The organism is Mycobacterium deserti, from assembly GCF_025345615.1.
Lineage (GTDB): Bacteria > Actinomycetota > Actinomycetes > Mycobacteriales > Mycobacteriaceae > Mycobacterium > Mycobacterium deserti.
Genome location: NZ_JAODWD010000007.1, coordinates 243,750 through 259,517, shown reverse-complemented (window position 1 = coordinate 259,517; position 15,768 = coordinate 243,750). Strand labels below are relative to the sequence as shown.

The 15,768-nt window shown below is 65.7% G+C and carries 19 protein-coding genes; 12 read left to right on the top strand and 7 right to left on the bottom strand.

Features of this window, described 5'->3' with window-relative positions; translation table 11 throughout:
- Nucleotides 1-2 precede the first annotated feature (2 nt).
- The gene (locus tag N4S67_RS26915) at nucleotides 3-1,241 is read right to left on the bottom strand and encodes a cytochrome P450 (protein ID WP_260996101.1); all 1,239 of its coding nucleotides are present in this window, start codon (nucleotides 1,239-1,241) and stop codon (nucleotides 3-5) included.
- A gap of 106 nt (nucleotides 1,242-1,347) precedes the next feature.
- Between N4S67_RS26915 and N4S67_RS26910 the strand changes: the two genes are divergently transcribed.
- The 5 genes from N4S67_RS26910 to N4S67_RS26890 are packed head-to-tail and all read left to right on the top strand — an operon-like array spanning nucleotide 1,348 to nucleotide 5,389.
- On the top strand, nucleotides 1,348-2,463 hold the full coding sequence (locus tag N4S67_RS26910) for an aromatic ring-hydroxylating oxygenase subunit alpha (RefSeq protein ID WP_260996100.1): 1,116 nt from the start codon (nucleotides 1,348-1,350) through the stop codon (nucleotides 2,461-2,463).
- Entirely contained in the window at nucleotides 2,460-4,025 is a 1,566-nt protein-coding gene (locus N4S67_RS26905) for an AMP-binding protein (RefSeq protein WP_260996099.1), read from the top strand. The genes N4S67_RS26910 and N4S67_RS26905 overlap by 4 nt, the downstream gene beginning before the upstream one ends.
- A gap of 13 nt (nucleotides 4,026-4,038) precedes the next feature.
- Nucleotides 4,039-4,452, top strand: coding sequence for a nuclear transport factor 2 family protein (locus N4S67_RS26900; protein WP_260996098.1), 414 nt, complete (start codon nucleotides 4,039-4,041; stop codon nucleotides 4,450-4,452).
- Nucleotides 4,449-4,979, top strand: a complete 531-nt coding sequence (locus N4S67_RS26895) for a MaoC family dehydratase N-terminal domain-containing protein (RefSeq protein WP_260996097.1) — start codon at nucleotides 4,449-4,451, stop codon at nucleotides 4,977-4,979. Before N4S67_RS26900 ends, N4S67_RS26895 begins: the two co-directional genes overlap by 4 nt.
- Entirely contained in the window at nucleotides 4,976-5,389 is a 414-nt protein-coding gene (locus N4S67_RS26890; RefSeq protein ID WP_260996096.1) for a MaoC/PaaZ C-terminal domain-containing protein, read from the top strand. The genes N4S67_RS26895 and N4S67_RS26890 overlap by 4 nt, the downstream gene beginning before the upstream one ends.
- On the opposite strand, the gene N4S67_RS26885 is transcribed toward N4S67_RS26890, so the two are convergent.
- The gene (locus tag N4S67_RS26885) at nucleotides 5,381-6,838 is read right to left on the bottom strand and encodes an aldehyde dehydrogenase (protein ID WP_260996095.1); all 1,458 of its coding nucleotides are present in this window, start codon (nucleotides 6,836-6,838) and stop codon (nucleotides 5,381-5,383) included. The two genes, N4S67_RS26890 and N4S67_RS26885, sit on opposite strands and share 9 nt — an antisense overlap.
- Nucleotides 6,839-6,956: 118 nt before the next feature.
- On the opposite strand from N4S67_RS26885, the gene N4S67_RS26880 reads away from it, so the two are divergent.
- Nucleotides 6,957-8,180 (top strand): lipocalin-like domain-containing protein, encoded by a 1,224-nt coding sequence (locus N4S67_RS26880; RefSeq protein WP_260996094.1) that lies wholly within the window; start codon nucleotides 6,957-6,959, stop codon nucleotides 8,178-8,180.
- Here N4S67_RS26880 and N4S67_RS26875 read toward each other — a convergent pair.
- Nucleotides 8,155-9,306 (bottom strand): aromatic ring-hydroxylating oxygenase subunit alpha, encoded by a 1,152-nt coding sequence (locus tag N4S67_RS26875; RefSeq protein ID WP_260996093.1) that lies wholly within the window; start codon nucleotides 9,304-9,306, stop codon nucleotides 8,155-8,157. The genes N4S67_RS26880 and N4S67_RS26875 overlap by 26 nt on opposite strands.
- Before the next feature lie 166 nt (nucleotides 9,307-9,472).
- Here N4S67_RS26875 and N4S67_RS26870 point away from each other — a divergent pair, with 166 nt between their 5' ends.
- Nucleotides 9,473-10,441 (top strand): esterase family protein, encoded by a 969-nt coding sequence (locus N4S67_RS26870; protein WP_260996092.1) that lies wholly within the window; start codon nucleotides 9,473-9,475, stop codon nucleotides 10,439-10,441.
- A gap of 3 nt (nucleotides 10,442-10,444) precedes the next feature.
- On the top strand, nucleotides 10,445-10,915 hold the full coding sequence (locus N4S67_RS26865; RefSeq protein ID WP_390893544.1) for an SRPBCC family protein: 471 nt from the start codon (nucleotides 10,445-10,447) through the stop codon (nucleotides 10,913-10,915).
- Here the strand turns inward: N4S67_RS26865 and N4S67_RS26860 are convergent.
- Nucleotides 10,908-11,321, bottom strand: coding sequence for a hypothetical protein (locus tag N4S67_RS26860; protein WP_260996091.1), 414 nt, complete (start codon nucleotides 11,319-11,321; stop codon nucleotides 10,908-10,910). The two genes, N4S67_RS26865 and N4S67_RS26860, sit on opposite strands and share 8 nt — an antisense overlap.
- Before the next feature lie 107 nt (nucleotides 11,322-11,428).
- On the opposite strand from N4S67_RS26860, the gene N4S67_RS26855 reads away from it, so the two are divergent.
- The 4 genes from N4S67_RS26855 to N4S67_RS26840 all read left to right on the top strand — a co-directional run bounded on the left by N4S67_RS26855 (nucleotide 11,429) and on the right by N4S67_RS26840 (nucleotide 13,523).
- Nucleotides 11,429-12,226: a ketosteroid isomerase family protein gene (locus N4S67_RS26855; protein WP_260996090.1), complete on the top strand. Its 798-nt coding sequence runs from the start codon at nucleotides 11,429-11,431 to the stop codon at nucleotides 12,224-12,226.
- A 54-nt stretch (nucleotides 12,227-12,280) separates the two neighbouring features.
- Complete coding sequence (locus tag N4S67_RS26850) at nucleotides 12,281-12,472, top strand: hypothetical protein (RefSeq protein ID WP_260996089.1); 192 nt, start codon at nucleotides 12,281-12,283, stop codon at nucleotides 12,470-12,472.
- A 65-nt stretch (nucleotides 12,473-12,537) separates the two neighbouring features.
- Nucleotides 12,538-13,101 (top strand): hypothetical protein, encoded by a 564-nt coding sequence (locus N4S67_RS26845; RefSeq protein ID WP_260996088.1) that lies wholly within the window; start codon nucleotides 12,538-12,540, stop codon nucleotides 13,099-13,101.
- Between the two features lie 47 nt (nucleotides 13,102-13,148).
- On the top strand, nucleotides 13,149-13,523 hold the full coding sequence (locus tag N4S67_RS26840) for a DUF732 domain-containing protein (RefSeq protein WP_260996087.1): 375 nt from the start codon (nucleotides 13,149-13,151) through the stop codon (nucleotides 13,521-13,523).
- On the opposite strand, the gene N4S67_RS26835 is transcribed toward N4S67_RS26840, so the two are convergent.
- The 3 genes from N4S67_RS26835 to N4S67_RS26825 all read right to left on the bottom strand — a co-directional run bounded on the left by N4S67_RS26835 (nucleotide 13,520) and on the right by N4S67_RS26825 (nucleotide 15,723).
- The gene (locus tag N4S67_RS26835) at nucleotides 13,520-14,287 is read right to left on the bottom strand and encodes an SGNH/GDSL hydrolase family protein (RefSeq protein ID WP_260996086.1); all 768 of its coding nucleotides are present in this window, start codon (nucleotides 14,285-14,287) and stop codon (nucleotides 13,520-13,522) included. The genes N4S67_RS26840 and N4S67_RS26835 overlap by 4 nt on opposite strands.
- A gap of 115 nt (nucleotides 14,288-14,402) precedes the next feature.
- Nucleotides 14,403-14,720 (bottom strand): hypothetical protein, encoded by a 318-nt coding sequence (locus N4S67_RS26830; RefSeq protein ID WP_260996085.1) that lies wholly within the window; start codon nucleotides 14,718-14,720, stop codon nucleotides 14,403-14,405.
- A 190-nt stretch (nucleotides 14,721-14,910) separates the two neighbouring features.
- Complete coding sequence (locus tag N4S67_RS26825) at nucleotides 14,911-15,723, bottom strand: hypothetical protein (protein ID WP_260996084.1); 813 nt, start codon at nucleotides 15,721-15,723, stop codon at nucleotides 14,911-14,913.
- Nucleotides 15,724-15,768: the final 45 nt, after the last annotated feature.

Sequence of the window (15,768 nt, the reverse complement as noted above, 5' to 3'; positions counted from 1 at the left end):
CGCTAGCAGGCGCGCAGCGAGATCGCCATCCCGTCGAAGATCGTCATGTTGTTGGTCAGGTCGGGATGGGCGACTTTGGCCGGACCCAAGGTGATGTCGGTTGCGCGGCAGAACAACTCGTCGAACACCGCGCGGATCTCGGCACGGGCCAGCATCGCCCCGAGGCAGTGGTGCGGCCCGCCGCCGCCGAAGGCGACGTGCGGGTTGTCGCGGCGGCCGATGTCAAATCCGAACGAGTCGTCGAAGACCTCTTCGTCGCGGTTGGCCGACCGCAGCATCGACACCACCCGATCGCCTTTGGGAATGGTGACACCGTCCATCTCCACGTCGACCGTCGTGCTGCGGGTCCAGAACGCAACTGGCGTCGACCACCGCAACACCTCCTCCACCGCGGTCGACCGAATGGTTTCGTCGTCGCGGTACCGCTCGATCTCACTGGGGTTGGCGACGAAAGCCTGCAGTCCGGAAGCGAGCGCATTCTTGGTGGTGTCGCTGCCTGCGAAGGCGATGACGAAGAAGAAGATCTCCAATTCGCTGGTCGGGATGGACAATTCCTCGCCGTCCTCGTCAGTCACCACCGCCGAGGCCAACGTGCTCCAGATGTCATCGGCGGGGTTGCGCCGCTTCTGGGCGGTGAGTTCTGACCCGTAGGAGAAGATGTCGGCGAACAACTCGAGGTGCTGCTGCTCGGTCAATGCCGAATCAGGTGAGTTGGCCTTCAGGATCCGGTCGAACGTGTCGAAAACCCGCGCCCGGTCCTGCTCCGGTATGCCGATGATGTCGCCGATCACCGACATCGGCAGGACGTCGGCGACGTCGTCGATCCAGTCGCCGCCGCCGCTGTCGAGCAGGTGGTCGACCATCGCGGCGGCCCGCGTGCGGATGCTCTGCTCCAGCTTGGCGATGGCCTTCGGGGTGAACGCGTGCGTCATCACCCTGCGCCGCTGGGTCAGGACGGGCGGATCCATGTTGATGATCGTCGGAAAGGACCCGACGGCCCCCACCCCCTGGATGAGCGGGCCATCGGCCGCGGTGAACGACTCGACGTCGCGGTGAATGCGTTGCGCGTGTCGGTGCTTGGTCGTCATCCAGAAGTCTCTTTTGACCGTCTTGGCGACGCCGTCGGTGAGCTCGTGATGAAAGACCGGTCGGTCGCGGCGCAGTTGCGCAAACAGCTCGTCGGGAAAACCGTTACGCCACAACGCGGAATCTGATAGATCGACCGGAGTCGTCGTGGGCATGCCGACCTCACTTCGTTGACCTTGACTAGAATGCCTAAAATAGCAAAGATAGACAAGGGACAGGGTCAGCGACCTGCCCGGTTTCTGCGCGGACGGAGAGAATTCGGTGACCGATACGGTGTCAAACTCGACGATCGATCCGTCCGAGCGGGAGTTCGGCCCCAGCGGTATCAGCCTGTCGACCTACCGGTTTCCGACGGGCTGGTTCATCGTCGGGTTCGCCTCCGACCTGACCCCCGGCCAGGTCAAGCGGGCCCACTATTTCGGCGAGGAACTGGTGCTCTTCCGGACGCAGTCCGGGAAAATCAACGTTCTGGACGCCTACTGCCAGCATCTGGGCGCGAACATGGGGGTCGGCGGAACAGTCGAAGGTGAACACATCGTCTGTCCGTGGCACGGCTGGCAGTGGCGCGGCGACGGCACGAACGCGCTGATCCCGTACAGCAAGATCGGCTGCAAGCAGAACGTCCGTGTGCGGACTTACCACAGTGTGGAGTGGTACGGCTTCATCCTGGTGTGGCATGAACGCCACGGCCGCGCGCCTTATTGGCAGCCGCCGGTGCTTCCCGAACTCGAGACCGACGAGTACTACCCCCTGCATCCGCACACCCGAATGGTCAACCGCGTCAAAGTGCATGCGCAGATGATCATTGAGAACGCGGCCGACCCGTACCACGTGCAGTACGTGCACAAGGCGGCCAACCCGGCCAACACGGCCTCATTCGAGGTGGCCGGCTACCACCTGCACGCGACAGTGAACGCGAATTTCGGCGGCGGACGGGCGAAGACCTGGTTGACGCCCAACGGCCCGGTGGACGCCAAGATCATTTACGACAACTACTCGTTGGGCCTGGGGGTCGTACGGTTCCCGTCCGAGTTGGTGGCGACGGTTCAAGTCACCGGTCAGACACCGGTCGACGAGGACTACACCGACTACTTCTACACCCAGGCGTCCATTCGCGAGCCCGGTGACACCGGCGACAGACCCACCGGACGGGCGGAGAAATTCCTCCAGTTGCAGCAGGAGGTCATCAAGCAGGACTTCTTCACGTGGGAGAACATGAAGTACCTCGAGAAGCCCAACCTAGCGCCCGAGGAGGCGCGAGACTACGCCGCGCTGCGCCGGTGGGCACACCGCTTCTACCCCGGGATCGACCCTGCCCCTGACGATTTCGGGTACACGCGAGACGGCGAACCCGACCCGGCGGCAGCGGCGGTGTGACACCCCCGGTCCGGCTCACCGTGCCGGCAGTGCTCGACCGGCGCGCCGAAGAGATCGGCGAACGCGTCATGATGTCGATCGCAGGCACACCTGTCACCTTCGCGCAGATGCGCGATCGTTCCTGCGCCACGGCGCACGTGCTCGCCGACCTCGGCGTCGAGCGTGGCGACACCGTGGCGCTGTTCACCGGCACCTGCCCGGAGTGGGTGTACTTCTGGCTCGGCGCCGCCCGCATCGGCGCAGTGACGGCGGCGGTGAACGGCGCCAGCAAGGGCGACTTCCTGGCGCATGCACTGCGGCTGGCGCGGACCGCGGTCGTCATCACCGACGCGCAGCGCCACGATCGCGTCGCCGACGTCGCCGATTCGGTGGAAACATTGAGATCGACCGTCCTGGTGGGTGCTTCGTTGACCGACATGCTGCAGCGCGCGCCCACCACGCCGCCTCCGACCACGCCGCTCGACGAGCATGAGGTCGGCGCCCTGTTCTTCACCTCGGGCACCACCGGCCCCTCGAAGGCGGTTGCCACCACTTGGCACTACCTGTTTCGCGCTGCGGGCTCCGTCGCGCAGGCCTGGCACTTCGGCCCTTCAGACGTGGTGTGGACCGCGATGCCGCTGTTCCATCTCAGCGCCGCGCCCACCGTCTTGGCGCCGATGCTCGCAGGCGGCACCACCGTCCTCGCCGAGCAATTTCACCCCAGCACGGTGTGGCAGGAGATCCGGGCGTGCGGTGCGGTCGGATTCGCCGGCGCGGGGGCCATGGTGAACATGTTGTGGAACCTGCCGCCTGAGCCCGGTGACGCCGAATCGGGATTGCGGTTCATCTCCGCTGCCCCCATCGCAGCCGACCTGTACCGCGACATCGAACGTCGCTACCGCTGCCGGGTGGTCACCATGTACGGCATGACCGAGGCGTTTCCGCTCGCATACAAGGCGGTCTCCGAGGACGGCGTGCCGGGCACCTCCGGTCGCGTCAATTCCGCGTTCGACGTCCGGATCGTCGATGGGTACGGAAATCCGCTGCCTGCGGGTAATGTCGGCGAGATCACCTGCCGGGCGCGAGCAACGCATGCGATGAGCGAGGGGTATGTGTCGTCCGCGACCGGCGGGTCCACGCTTCGGATCGAACCGCATCCCGAATGGTTCCGCACCGGCGATCTCGGGACGCTGGACGCCGACCAGAACCTCACCTACGTCGATCGGGTGAAAGATTCGCTGCGCAGGCGCGGCGAGAACGTGTCGTCGGTCGAGGTGGAGACGACGGTGATGCGCCATCCGGCCGTGTTGGAGGCCGCGGCCATCGGAGTCCCCAGCGACCTCGGCGAGGACGACATCCTCGTCGTCGTGGTTCCTCGCCCCGCCGCTCGCGTGGACTTCGAAGAGCTGATGGATTTCTGCGCGGCCCGCATGCCGTACTTCTGCGTACCGAGATATCTCGAGGTGCTGGACGAGATCCCCAAGAACGTCATCGGACGCGTCCGCAAGGACGTGCTCCGCAGCAGGGGACTGGGCAGGCATGCCTGGGACCGGGAAGCGCACGGCTACGTGCTCACGCGTTAGGCAGGAGAACGCAATGACGATGACCTATCAGCAGCAGTTCGTGTTGGACACCCTGGCGGGCCGCGCGGCCATCCTCAACGTGAATGCCCGGCACAACCGGCTGTACTCCAGTGGCGACCTCGTGGGCTGGATCACCACATTCCGTCATGCCGGCGCGACGTACTCGCGCGACGGTCAGAGGTTCGCCGACCTACGTGAGGCATTCGACGGCGGCGGCGGAAGCCGACTGGTGACCGTCGACCACGAGATCAACGTCGACGGCGTCGACGCCACCCAACACTGCGTGGCACTGCTCTTGCGCGACAACGTGCTCAGCGCGACGGGGACGTTCGTCGACCGGCTCGTCTACGAGCGCGGCGGCTGGTACTTCACGTCACGGGAGTTGCAGTGGGATCGAGCACCACGCGAGAACGCGCTGCCGGTGTGACCGCTGACATCAGCTACGAGTTCGCCTACGGCACTTATGAAGAAGCGCGCCAGTGGATCGGCAGAAAGGCCGAACCGCGGTACGCGGGCACTGCCGTGAGCGGGGCCCGCATTCAGCACTTCGCATCGATGGTGCGCGACCCCAATCCGTCGTACTGGGATGAGGACTTCGCGCGCCCGGTCTGGGGCGGCCTGGTCGCACCTCCGGCGTTGTTGACCGGGCTGCTGATGCCGCCGCCATGGACGCCCTGCGGCGAGCGGCCCACGGCGTCGATCGCCATCCGGGTGCCGCTGCCGGGCGTCGCTATCATCAACGCTTCGAACGACGCGGAATTCGCTGCCCCGATCCTCGAGGGCGATCGGCTCAATGTGGTCGAGGAAGTGGCCGGCGTGTCGCCCGAGAAGGAGACGCGCCTTGGCGCCGGGCATTTCGTCGAAACACTCGAAACGTACTACCGCGATGACAGCGCGCCCGTGGCCACGATCCGCAACACGTTGTTCCGCTACTCGCCTGCGGGCCAGCCGTGAGGTGGGACGAAATCATCGTCCCCGCCGCGCTTCCCGAAGTGATCGACGAAATCAGCTATCAGCGCGTGGTGATGAATGCGGGCACGACCTGGGACTACGTGCCATGGCATCACAACCCGTTTTATGCCGAAACCCACGGCCATCCGACGATTTTCGTGAACACGATGCACCTCGCCGGATTCGTCGACCGGATCGCGACCGATTGGGCGGGTCCGTACAGCCGGGTGGTGCGACGCAAGGTGTCATTGACCGGCTCGATCTACGCAGGCGATTCGATGGTCGGCCGGGGGCGGGTGGTGGACAAGCGGTGCGATTCAGCTCGGCATCTCGTCGACCTCGAGATCGCTGTGTTCAATCAGCGCGACGAGCTGTGCTGCCCGGCGCAGCTCACGCTCGAGGTGTCAGGCTAGGTTTGGCAGCTTGCCCGCGCTGACGGTCGACTGCAGTTCCACGTACTCCGACAATCCCTCGGCGCCGAATTCGCGCCCGATGCCGGACTGTTTGAAGCCGCCGAACGGCGCGGTGGTGTCGAGGGTGTACATGTTGATGCCGTAGGTGCCCGTCCGGATCTCGGCGGCGATCTCCAAGCCGTGGGCGACATCAGCGGTCCACACCGAACCGGCAAGCCCGTAGTCGGTGTCGTTGGCGATGCGGATCGCGTCCTTCTCGTCGGCGTACTTGAGCACCGTCAACACCGGGCCGAAGATCTCCTCACGCGCGATACGCATGTCGTTCGTCGCATCGGTGAACAGCGTGGGTTGGACATACCAGCCGCGATCATGCGGTTTGTCGCTGCCGCCCAGCACTATTCGCGCGCCTTCGTCGACGCCGGCCCGGATGTAGCCCTGCACGCGCTCTTGCTGACGCTGCGCAACGAGCGGTCCGACGTCGGTGGCCGCATCGGCGGGGTCACCGACCTGCAACGCCGACATCATTACCGCGAGCGCGTCGACCACCTCGTCGTGTTTGCGCTCGCTGACCAGGATGCGCGTCTGCGCGACGCAGGCCTGCCCGTTGTTCATCAGGCTTGCCATTTTCAACTGCTTGACGGTATGGGCGATGTCGGCGTCGTCGAGAACGATCGCCGCCGACTTGCCGCCGAGTTCCAGGCTCACCCGCTTGAGTTGTCCACCGCACAACGCCGCGATGTGCCGCCCGGTCGCCGACGATCCGGTGAACGAGATCTTGTCGACGCCGGGATGGCGCACCAAACTCTCGCCGGTGTCCCTGCCACCGGGAACGATGGATACCACACCTTCCGGGAGGTCGATCTCGGACAGCATCTCGGCCAGCCACATCGCGTCAAGGGGCGTCTCAGGAGCGGGCTTGACGACGACGGTGCAGCCGGCGATCAGCGCAGGAATCAGCTTGGGCATGATAAGGAACTGCGGAACGTTCCACGGCACGATCGCCCCGACGACACCAACGGGAGCGCGGCGCAAATGCACATCGCCGAAGAGGCCGCGCCGCCGCTCGACCCACGGGAACTCCCGCGCCGTGGCCATGGTCAGATGCATCTGTGCAAGTGCCCCTGCGCCCTGACCGAGTCGGCTGAAGCTGCGCGGTGAGCCCATCTCGGCGGTGATGAGATCGGCGATCGCATCGGTCTCGGAGGCATAGATGGTTGCGAGCTTCTCGATCCTGTCTATTCGCTCGTCAACGCGAAGGCGTGGCCACGGCCCTTCATCGAACGCAGTCCTGGCGGCTCGAACGGCCCTGTCGACGTCTTCGGGACTCGCCTCTGGTGTCTCGCCGACAGGTTCCTCCGTATGCGGCGAAATCACCGAGAGCCGCTGCTCTGTCGCCGGCTGTTCCCAGCGTCCACCGATGAAAAGACGATCGTAGGCAAGCGATCTCATGCCGCAACCTCCTCTGTAGTGGGAAACCGCGTGTCGATGTCGCCCATCACGGGGGTCTACGGCCCATCGCACGGCTAAAGTTGCTATTAATGCAAACATAGCAAAAAGGCGGAGGTTCGTGGACCATCATCAGTCCGACGATTGGCGTCGTTATCCGTTCCGGTTGGTAACCGGCGACACACAGTTCGACTTCCCCGCTGCGGAGGCGAACCACCCGCAGTGTGAATCGGACACCTGGTTCTTGGCAGGCGAATTGACCGCCGAGAGCGGTCGCAGATACGCGTTCCTCAGCATCTTCAACAAGAACCGCCCGGGACAGGCGATCGTCGCTGACTTCTACACTCTTGCGCTCTTCGACATCGATGTCGGCGCGTATGGAACCTTCACCGACTACGACATGCCCGGCTCCAACCTGCGTTCCGGTTCGAACCCGAAGTTGTCGGTGGCCGACGACCATCTCGACATCACCTTCGACAGCCGCGCGGGAACCGCCCAGTGGCGGACCTGCCGCGACGAGGGCGGCCGGTTGGTCCCCTACACCTACGACGTCACCTTCGTCGGACGCGACCAGGCGGGTGCGCAGATGCGGTTGGACCTGCGCGTGACACCGTCGCGCGCACCGGTCCCTCTCGGTGCCGCGACGCACAACGGCAGGATCGAGTGCTTCGGGCAGGCCGACACATACTCCTACTTCCAAACGGGCATGTCGATGTCGGGATCGCTGTCATGGGGGTCGGTCACCGAACACGTCGCAGGCAATGCGGGCCATGTTGACCGGCAATGGTTTCCACTGGTGGCCAACAGCGGGGGGCCGGACGGCGACATCCGCTCGCGCGCACATGAATGGCGCACGATCAACCTCGACAACGGTGTCGACCTCAGCATCTGGCGTCAGTTCGACCGCACGAATCGCAATGCTGTCGAACCTTTCTCCGGGGTCACCACCAGTTCCCCGGTCGCCGATCCCGAGTATGCCGACGATGTCGAGGTCGAGGTCTTCAGCTATGTGCGATGGCCCGAGGCGATCCGGACACTGGTACCGCCGCCCGCACCGGTGCGATACATGCCCGATCGCCACCGGCTGACCTCGCGCGCTTTAGATCTGGACCTGACGGGGGATCCGTTGGTGGCGGCGCCCGCGCACGGCTTGCCCCTGGAGTACATGGAAGGTCCGTACCGGTACCAGGGCATGCTGCGGGGTGTGCCCGTCAGCGGGTTCGGCTTCTACGAGCGGTCGCTGGCGCTGTACCGCGACTGGGAACTGGCCGACGTGTTGGCGGCAGCCGATTCCGAACAGCGCGACGATGTGGCGCGTGTCATCGACGGCCTGCACCGAATTTGACTGCCGCCTCCCAGGTTTCGTGACGGTGGTGCAGGCCCGGCTCATTGCGGCCGAAGACCAGATGCTCGCGCACCCCCGATGCGAGGTTGGCCTGCAGGGCCTCGACGAGCGCGTAGTCCTCGTCACGGACCGTCGAGTGCGCATAGTCGAAGACCGCGGCCGCACCTGCGGCCATCGATTCATCGGACACATCCAGTGGCGTCGAGTTCTGATGCACCGTGATCGACCGTCCAGGCACATCGCCGGGGTAGACCCGGAACAACTCGCCGTTCGCGATCGTGCAGGAGAGCACGATGTTCGGGAACAGCGCATATATCACGACCATGTTCTGCAGCGGCTCCCACTCGTGCTCGGGCGTGTTCTCCAAGTCGAGAATTCCGTTGAGCGGGAACACCAGCCGGTGATGCGGGCCGAACGAGTCGAACACGGTGCAGTTGCTGCGGGCTATCGTTGCGAACGTGGTCTTGTGGACCGTCGCGAAGTGATAGTTCTCCGCGAACGTGTCGATTGCCAGTTTCCAGTTGATCGGACAATCCAGCACCTTCTCGCCCAACGGCGACCATCGCCCAATGCCCCAGGAGTCGAGTTCGGCGGCCAGCGGACCGAGAAAGGCGGGTATGTCGAGGGTCCTGTCACGGTCGAGTGAGATCCACAAGAATCCTGCGCACTCGGCGGCGGGCATCTCGCTCAATCGTGCATCGCCCGTAGTTGTTTCGGGAAAACCCTCTGCGCCCGGAAGGCCCGCGAGGTTCCCGGTCAGATCGTAGGTCCACGAGTGGTACGGGCACGCCAGCCGGCGCGCGCTGCCACATCCGTCGGTGATTCGGGACTGACGGTGCAGGCAGACATTGTCGAACGCGCGAACCAGTCCGTCGGCCGCACGGGTCAACAGGATCGAGCGGCCCATCACCGTCTTCGTGCAGAAGGTGCCGGGGCGGGGGAGTTCGGATACGTAGCCGACGAGTTGCGGACTGGCCATCAGCATCGCGGAGTCCTGCGCGTGGCGCTCAACCGACGTATAGGCGTCAGCGGTCACCGTGCGCTGCGAAGGCGCGAGGTCCGTTGTGTTGTCGCGCGCGAGTTTGACGGCTCGCCGAGTCAGGTCGATCAGCTGATCGCGGTCCACAGCGGCCTATCTTAACTGTTTTTATAACAATAGCGCCAGCAGTCGGTAATCCCGCGAAACGTGCAGGTGAGACGGGTGCGCGGCGTATCGTCCGCAGCAGGTCGGGGTCCAGCGGGACGGAGGTCCGTCGATGGTGCTCGTGGCGAGAACGTCACCCCACAGGTCCATGCGTATGGCTGTCGCCGCGGTCATTGCCGGCACCCTCGCCGGCTTCGTCTGTGTGGCAGGCGAATCCGCCACGGCACAAGCGTTCTCGAACCCCAGTCTGCCGGTCGAACAGCTCGAGGTCCCCTCGGCGGCCATGGGGCGCAATGTGCGCGTCGAGTTTCTGTCCGGTGGTCCCGATGCTCCGGCGCTCTATCTGCTCGACAGCATGGAGGCCGGCGAGGATTTCAACGGGTGGGACATCAACACCCAGGCATTCGACTGGTACACCGGCTCCGGGATCTCGGTGGTGATGCCGGTGGGCGGCAAGTCAAGCTTCTACAGCGACTGGTATGCGCCCGCCGTCGGCAACGGCGGAACCTACACCTACAAGTGGGAATCTTTCCTGACCCAAGAGTTGCCCGCATGGCTGGCGAGCAACAAGAACGTGCGCCCCACCGGCAGTGCGATCGTGGGATTCTCGATGGGCGGCTCGGCAGCGCTGGTGCTCGCGGCCCATCATCCTCAGCAGTTCGTCTACGCGGGCTCTATGTCGGGCTTCCTGAATCTGTCCGCGCCGAACTGGCCGGGTCAGGTGCGGCTCGCGATGATGTGGAACGGCGGCTTCGACCCGGCCGCGATGTGGGGCCCGCCCGGCGATCCCGCATGGGCGCGCAACGATCCGACCCTGCAGGCGCCGCTGCTCGCTGCCAACGGCACCCGTGTCTGGGTTTACTGCGGAGACGGCAACCTGACCGACCCGGCGTTGGCGAGCCCGGACGCACCCATAGCCGGCCTCGGATTCCTGGAGGGATTCGCCGTCGACTCCAATCGCAGCTTCGTCGACGCCTACATCGCCGCGGGCGGGAACAACGGCGTGTTCAACTTTCCCGGCGGTATTCACAGCTGGGGCTACGCCGGTCAACAGCTGCAGCAGATGAAACCCGACATCCAGCGGGTCCTCGTCGCCGCACCTGCAGCTCAAACGTGACGAATTGCAACCACGTCCGCGCTGCCGGCTGATCGTCCACTCGTCGCATGTCCTCACGAGGAGGTACCCGCACCGCCGCGGGAGGTCCGCGCCTTTTATGTCGACCTCGACAACATCAGGGCGGTCCATCCACTGGTGCTGTCGGTGCGCTCGTTGTCACGGACCGAAACGCCCGGCGGCTACCGGCAGACCTATCGCGTGACTGACCGGATACCGCTGGGCCCGTTGACGATACGGACTCGCTACGTGGCTCGAATGACTGTGCCGTGGGAGGGCGATGTCGAGGCGGAGGCGCGCCAGTTTCCTCGCGTGCGGTTGTCCGCCACGGTGACGTTCGCCCCGGCCGGAACCGGCACGCAGACCACCGAACGGTTGACGATCGACGCGCCAGGCCCGCTGCCCGCGCTCACCCGACGCGAGGCCGTCGAGGCGCACAAGACGATGCTGGCCGGAATCCGGCGGCGGTTCAGCTAGCGGTGTCGGAGGGCGGCTCCGACGACGACTCGGGCGCGTCGAGCACGCTGACCGCGATGCCGTACGGCAGGAACCGCACCCTGCGGGTCGGATCGGTGTTGTTCTTGTTGGCACGCAAAGCGTCGAGCTCGGTCGGGTACACCTGCTCGATGTGGGCGCCGCCGTCGTCGTCGACGGTGTAGATGGCCCACACCCCGTCGCCCGTTTCCCCGGCGGTCTCGGGCTCCCGCTTAGGCCGCGAGTGCCGGGTGAACTCGTCGACCAGATTCGCCCAGCCCGCCCGTTCACCCGACGTGCCGAGGAGCTTGCCCACTCCGTCGAGAGCCTCGCGCAGTCCCTCGCCGGCCTCGCGGACGACGCGGTCGAAATCCTCGGGGTCGAACCCGAAAGGCCCGTTGCTGCTCATGGCGGTTCCTCCTCGAAAGCCCTGCAATGCTGCACGGCGGTACTTCCAGTGTGCCCGCAGATGCCGCGGTAGTCGACTGGGACCGACCGGCGTGGTAGGACGCCCTTATGCCGATTACACGCGCGGACGCGCTCGCGGCCGTCGAGCGGTCGCCCGCAGCTGCGGCTGCGCGTGACCGTCGCGGTTGGGTCGGTTTGTTCACCCCGGACGGGCAGGTTCAGGACCCGGTCGGTTCTTCGCCGCATCGGGGACACGCGGCGATCGGACGCTTCTTCGACACGTTCATCGGGCCGCGCGACGTTGCCTACCTGCCCGACACCGACATCGTCTCGGGTGAAACAGTCGTCCGCGACGGCGTACTACAGGCGGCGCTCGGCTCCATCATGCTGCGTGTGCCGATCTACATCCGATACGACCTGCAGCGCAGCGGTGAAGAAGTGAAAATCGCGGCCCTGACGGCGTTCTGGGAACTTCCGTCGATGGTGGGCCAGTTCCTGCGCGGGGGCGTCAAGGGCGTGCCCGCCGGCCTGCAACTGTCCAGAGCACTACTGACCAACCAGGGTTTGATCGGCACGCTCGGCTTCCTCAACGGCTTCCGCGGGACGGGCGCGGACGGCAAGCGGCAGTTCGGCAGATTTCTCGACGACGCGCGCATCGGTGACGAGGTGGCGGTGCGTCGGTGGCTCGGTAAGGGTGCGCGAATCACCTCCGGCGACGACACCCCGCTGTCGACTTCCGACCTGCTGTCGCGGCTGTCCGATTCGCGCCCGCGCAAGCTGATCGCCTCCGGATACCACATCGCCGTCGCACTCGAGCGCGACACCGGTCGCGACGTGTTGACTGCCGAGGTGGACTCGAAACCGTTCGCAATCAGAAGGATTCGTTACTTCTCCGAGCAGCGGTGACCGCGGCGATCGGACGCTCAGTTTGAGCACCTCGGCAGCGGGTAGATGAACCCCATGAGTCCAGGAGACAACGGTGACAACGACGACAGCGAGCAGGGCGTCGAGGACGACGGCAAGGTAGCCGGGTCGCGAGCAGGAAAAGAAGACTCCGACGACGGTAGCTACGTCGGGCGCACCTTCTCCGACGACTCCATCGACTCCGGCGAGACGGGAGCGGAAGCCCGGAGCGAACAGGGCGGCCACTGACAGCGTGTCTCGATTCGGGCGCGTCGCACCGGTGGACGGTGCCGACGTGAGACGGTTAGGCCATCATGCACGTCGATGACCAGATGACTTACGAAGAGTTCGGCCGCAGATTCTTCGAGACCGCGGTGACCGAAGACCGCGTCGGCGGCGCCATTGGCGAGATCGCCGGCGATGCGTTCGAGATGGGCCCGATGGGCCAGGGGCCCGGCAAGATCGCCAAGGTGACCGCGAAGGTGCGGATTTTGGAGCCTCGGGCGACACGCGACGTCGGTGACATGATCACCTTCGCGATCCGGATCCCTCTCGAGATCGACATGGTCGTCGACCTGCGGATCGACAAGCCCAAGTTCATGGTGTTCGGCGAGATCGCGTTGAGTGCCACGGCGCGGGCCGCCGCGCCGCTGCTGCTCATCCTCGACGTCGAGAAACCGCGCGCTTCCGACATCACCATCCACGTCACCTCCAAGTCCTTGCGTGGGGAGGTGGTGCGGGTGCTCGGCGGCATAGACGCCGAGGTCCGGCGCTTCATCGCAGCTCATGTCACCGGCGAGATCGACAGCCCAGAGGCGCAGAAAGCCAAGGTCATAGACGTGGCCGCCATGATCGACAGCACGTGGACGGGCGTCTGACCCGGTCCCGACGCGGCGTTGGCGCCCGCACCACGTACGATTTGCCGGTGCTCCGCAAACTTGGTTCGACGACGGCGCTGTCCGCCGCGTTTCTCACCGCGGCGGCGGTTACCGTCGCCCCCGCGCAAGCCGACCCCGCCAACCCGGTCGACGACGCGTTTCTCAACGCCGTGACCGAGGCTGGTGTCGTCATGGGCGATCCGTCGAGCGCCGTCTCGCTCGGCCAGCAGGTCTGCCCGATGCTCTCGGAGCCCGGTCAGACGGCCGCCGACGTCGCGGCCAAAGTGGCAGACACAGGCGGCATGTCGCTTGGTCCGGCAACGATGTTCACCGGCATCGCCGTCTCGATGTTCTGCCCGACGGTGATGTCGTCCATCGGCAGCGGTCAGTCACCGATCCCGCTGTCACTGTTCGGCCTCTAGACCGGCACCCGCGTGAGTCGAGGACGCTTGGGTCCTCTTCCGTCGCCCTCGGATCGTCCGCGGACACTGCGCCACAGCCACGGCATCAGCAGGTTGTTGGTCCACAGCACCTGAGAGTGCGCACGCGCCCGGATCGACGATCGACGCATGCCCTCGGGCTGTGCCCAGTCGTGGCTGCTGCCAGGCAGGTCGAGCGCTTCAGCGGCGGCAGCGGCGAACAGGATGTGCCCCTGCGTGGATCCGTGCACGCGGTCGGGGCTCCAGGTCTGCGGGTCCGCCATCGACGGCGCGCCGTAGAGGTCGACGAGCCGGAAATCATGCCGCTGCGCGGCTGCCCGGATCTCTTCGTTGATCCGCAACACCCGGGACGCGATGACACGACCGACCGGCAGGATCTGGGTGAGGTCGGGGAAGGTCGTCGTCACCACGGTGGCACCGGACTCGGCCAGCCTGCCGTGCAGGGTGTCCAGGTCGGCGAGCGCACGATCGAAGTACGGCCCTGGCCGGGTGACGTCATTCATCCCGATGCAGACGGTTATGAGGTCCGGACGCATCGCCAGCGCCAACGGCAGTTGCTCGACGAGCAGGTCGAGTATCCGCCTACCGCGCACCGCGAGGTTGGCGTACTCCAGGCCGGGGTGATGGGCGTCGAGGAGGGCAGCAAGTCGGTCGGCGAACCCGACGAGGCCGGTGGAGTCGTTGCCGTCCCACAGACCCTCGGTCTGGCTGTCGCCGATGGCGACATATCGCGAATAACGGTGCACACCGGCACTGTAACGGCGAAGAGCGTTCTGCACCCGTGACCCATGCGCCTCGAGACGGCATCGACACACGAAAGGAGGGGCACCCGATCGGATGCCCCTCCGCGTGCGTCGTTGGTTACCTGACGTCTACGTAGACGACCCGGTCCCGCACCGTGGTGTAGTTGTCGTTGCCGCCGATGATCGGAGCGCCGGCGTCCAGGTGGGTGTACGTCTGTCCGGGCCGGACGGCTACGACCTCGGCCTGATCCAGCGGGGCGTTGCCGAGGCGGTTGACGATCACGGTGTAACCCTGCGACTTCAGCTGGCCGATCGTCTGCTGCGCGTTGTCGGGGCCTGACGGCGCGGCCAACGCCGGTGCGGCCAGTCCGATGATCGCTGCGGCCACCCCGCCGACGGCCGCGGTGCCGATGGTGGCAAATCCGAACTTCTTCATGTTCTTCGCCTTCTTTCACTTCGTCGAGCCGTGGAGCGAATGACGCGGTTCGGACGTCTACTTCTCCGGCTGTCTTGGCATTCGTGCCGGTCTGACCCGTTTAACCGGCCGCGCCGCGGTTTCATTCCGCTGGCAGGAATTGATCGCCCGCTGGCAGGATCAGGCGCCTGCCAGGTTGGCCGCCCTGTTGCTAGAGCAAACGAGGCAGCCGGGTGAGATTGAGCGGCACCCCGACCGCGCTGAGTTGGTTGAGAATTTCCTCGAGACGGGTGCGCGGCATTGCCATCCGCCACTCGGGCAAAGTGCCCGACAGCCGCACCACTTTAGGAGCGAACTCGACCTCGGTGAGCCGCAGGCCGTGCGGCAACTCGGGCAACTGAACCCGATACGCGGGAGTGTGCGCGGGAAGCCGCCACCGCGACCGGCCGAGGACGATGCCGTTCGGTGTGAGCCGTAACGTCGAACCGTCGAGGCGGGCGTCGACCTCGAGGTGTCCCATCCGCGGTCTGCGCGCCAGCCGCAAGCGGGCGATTCCGTCGTCGGCGACCTCGCCGGAGAGCCGGGGCGCGGCCCATCGGAACAAGTCGTCGAGCGCTGCGGCGGGCACCTCGAGCGTCAGGTCCACCGGCGCGGCCACCACCACCGGAGGCGCAGCGGGCCTGATGTGCAGGTTGTGCAGTACGGCCGTGGCGTGGTTGAAGACGCTGTCATTCCATCGAATGTCGCGGGCGGCGAGGCGGACGTCGGTGAGTTGTCCCACCGAGAGCCCGCGGATATCGAGCCGGGAATCGAATTCGGTGACGGTGAGTGTCAACTCGCCTTCGTCGAGGCGAATCGCCAGTCGCCGGCCGGCTACCAGGCGCCGCACCGTGATGAACAACGTCCGGTAGGCGGCGGCGGCGCCGCTGCTGATCGGGGCGACCGCGGCTGTCGACCACAACGCAGTCAGCACCTCGAGGGCCCGCAACGGGTCGAGCAGGCGCAGCGATCGCGAGCGCGTCATAACTGCAAGCATCCACTGGACAGAGTGCCTTCCGTACAGTGGGGG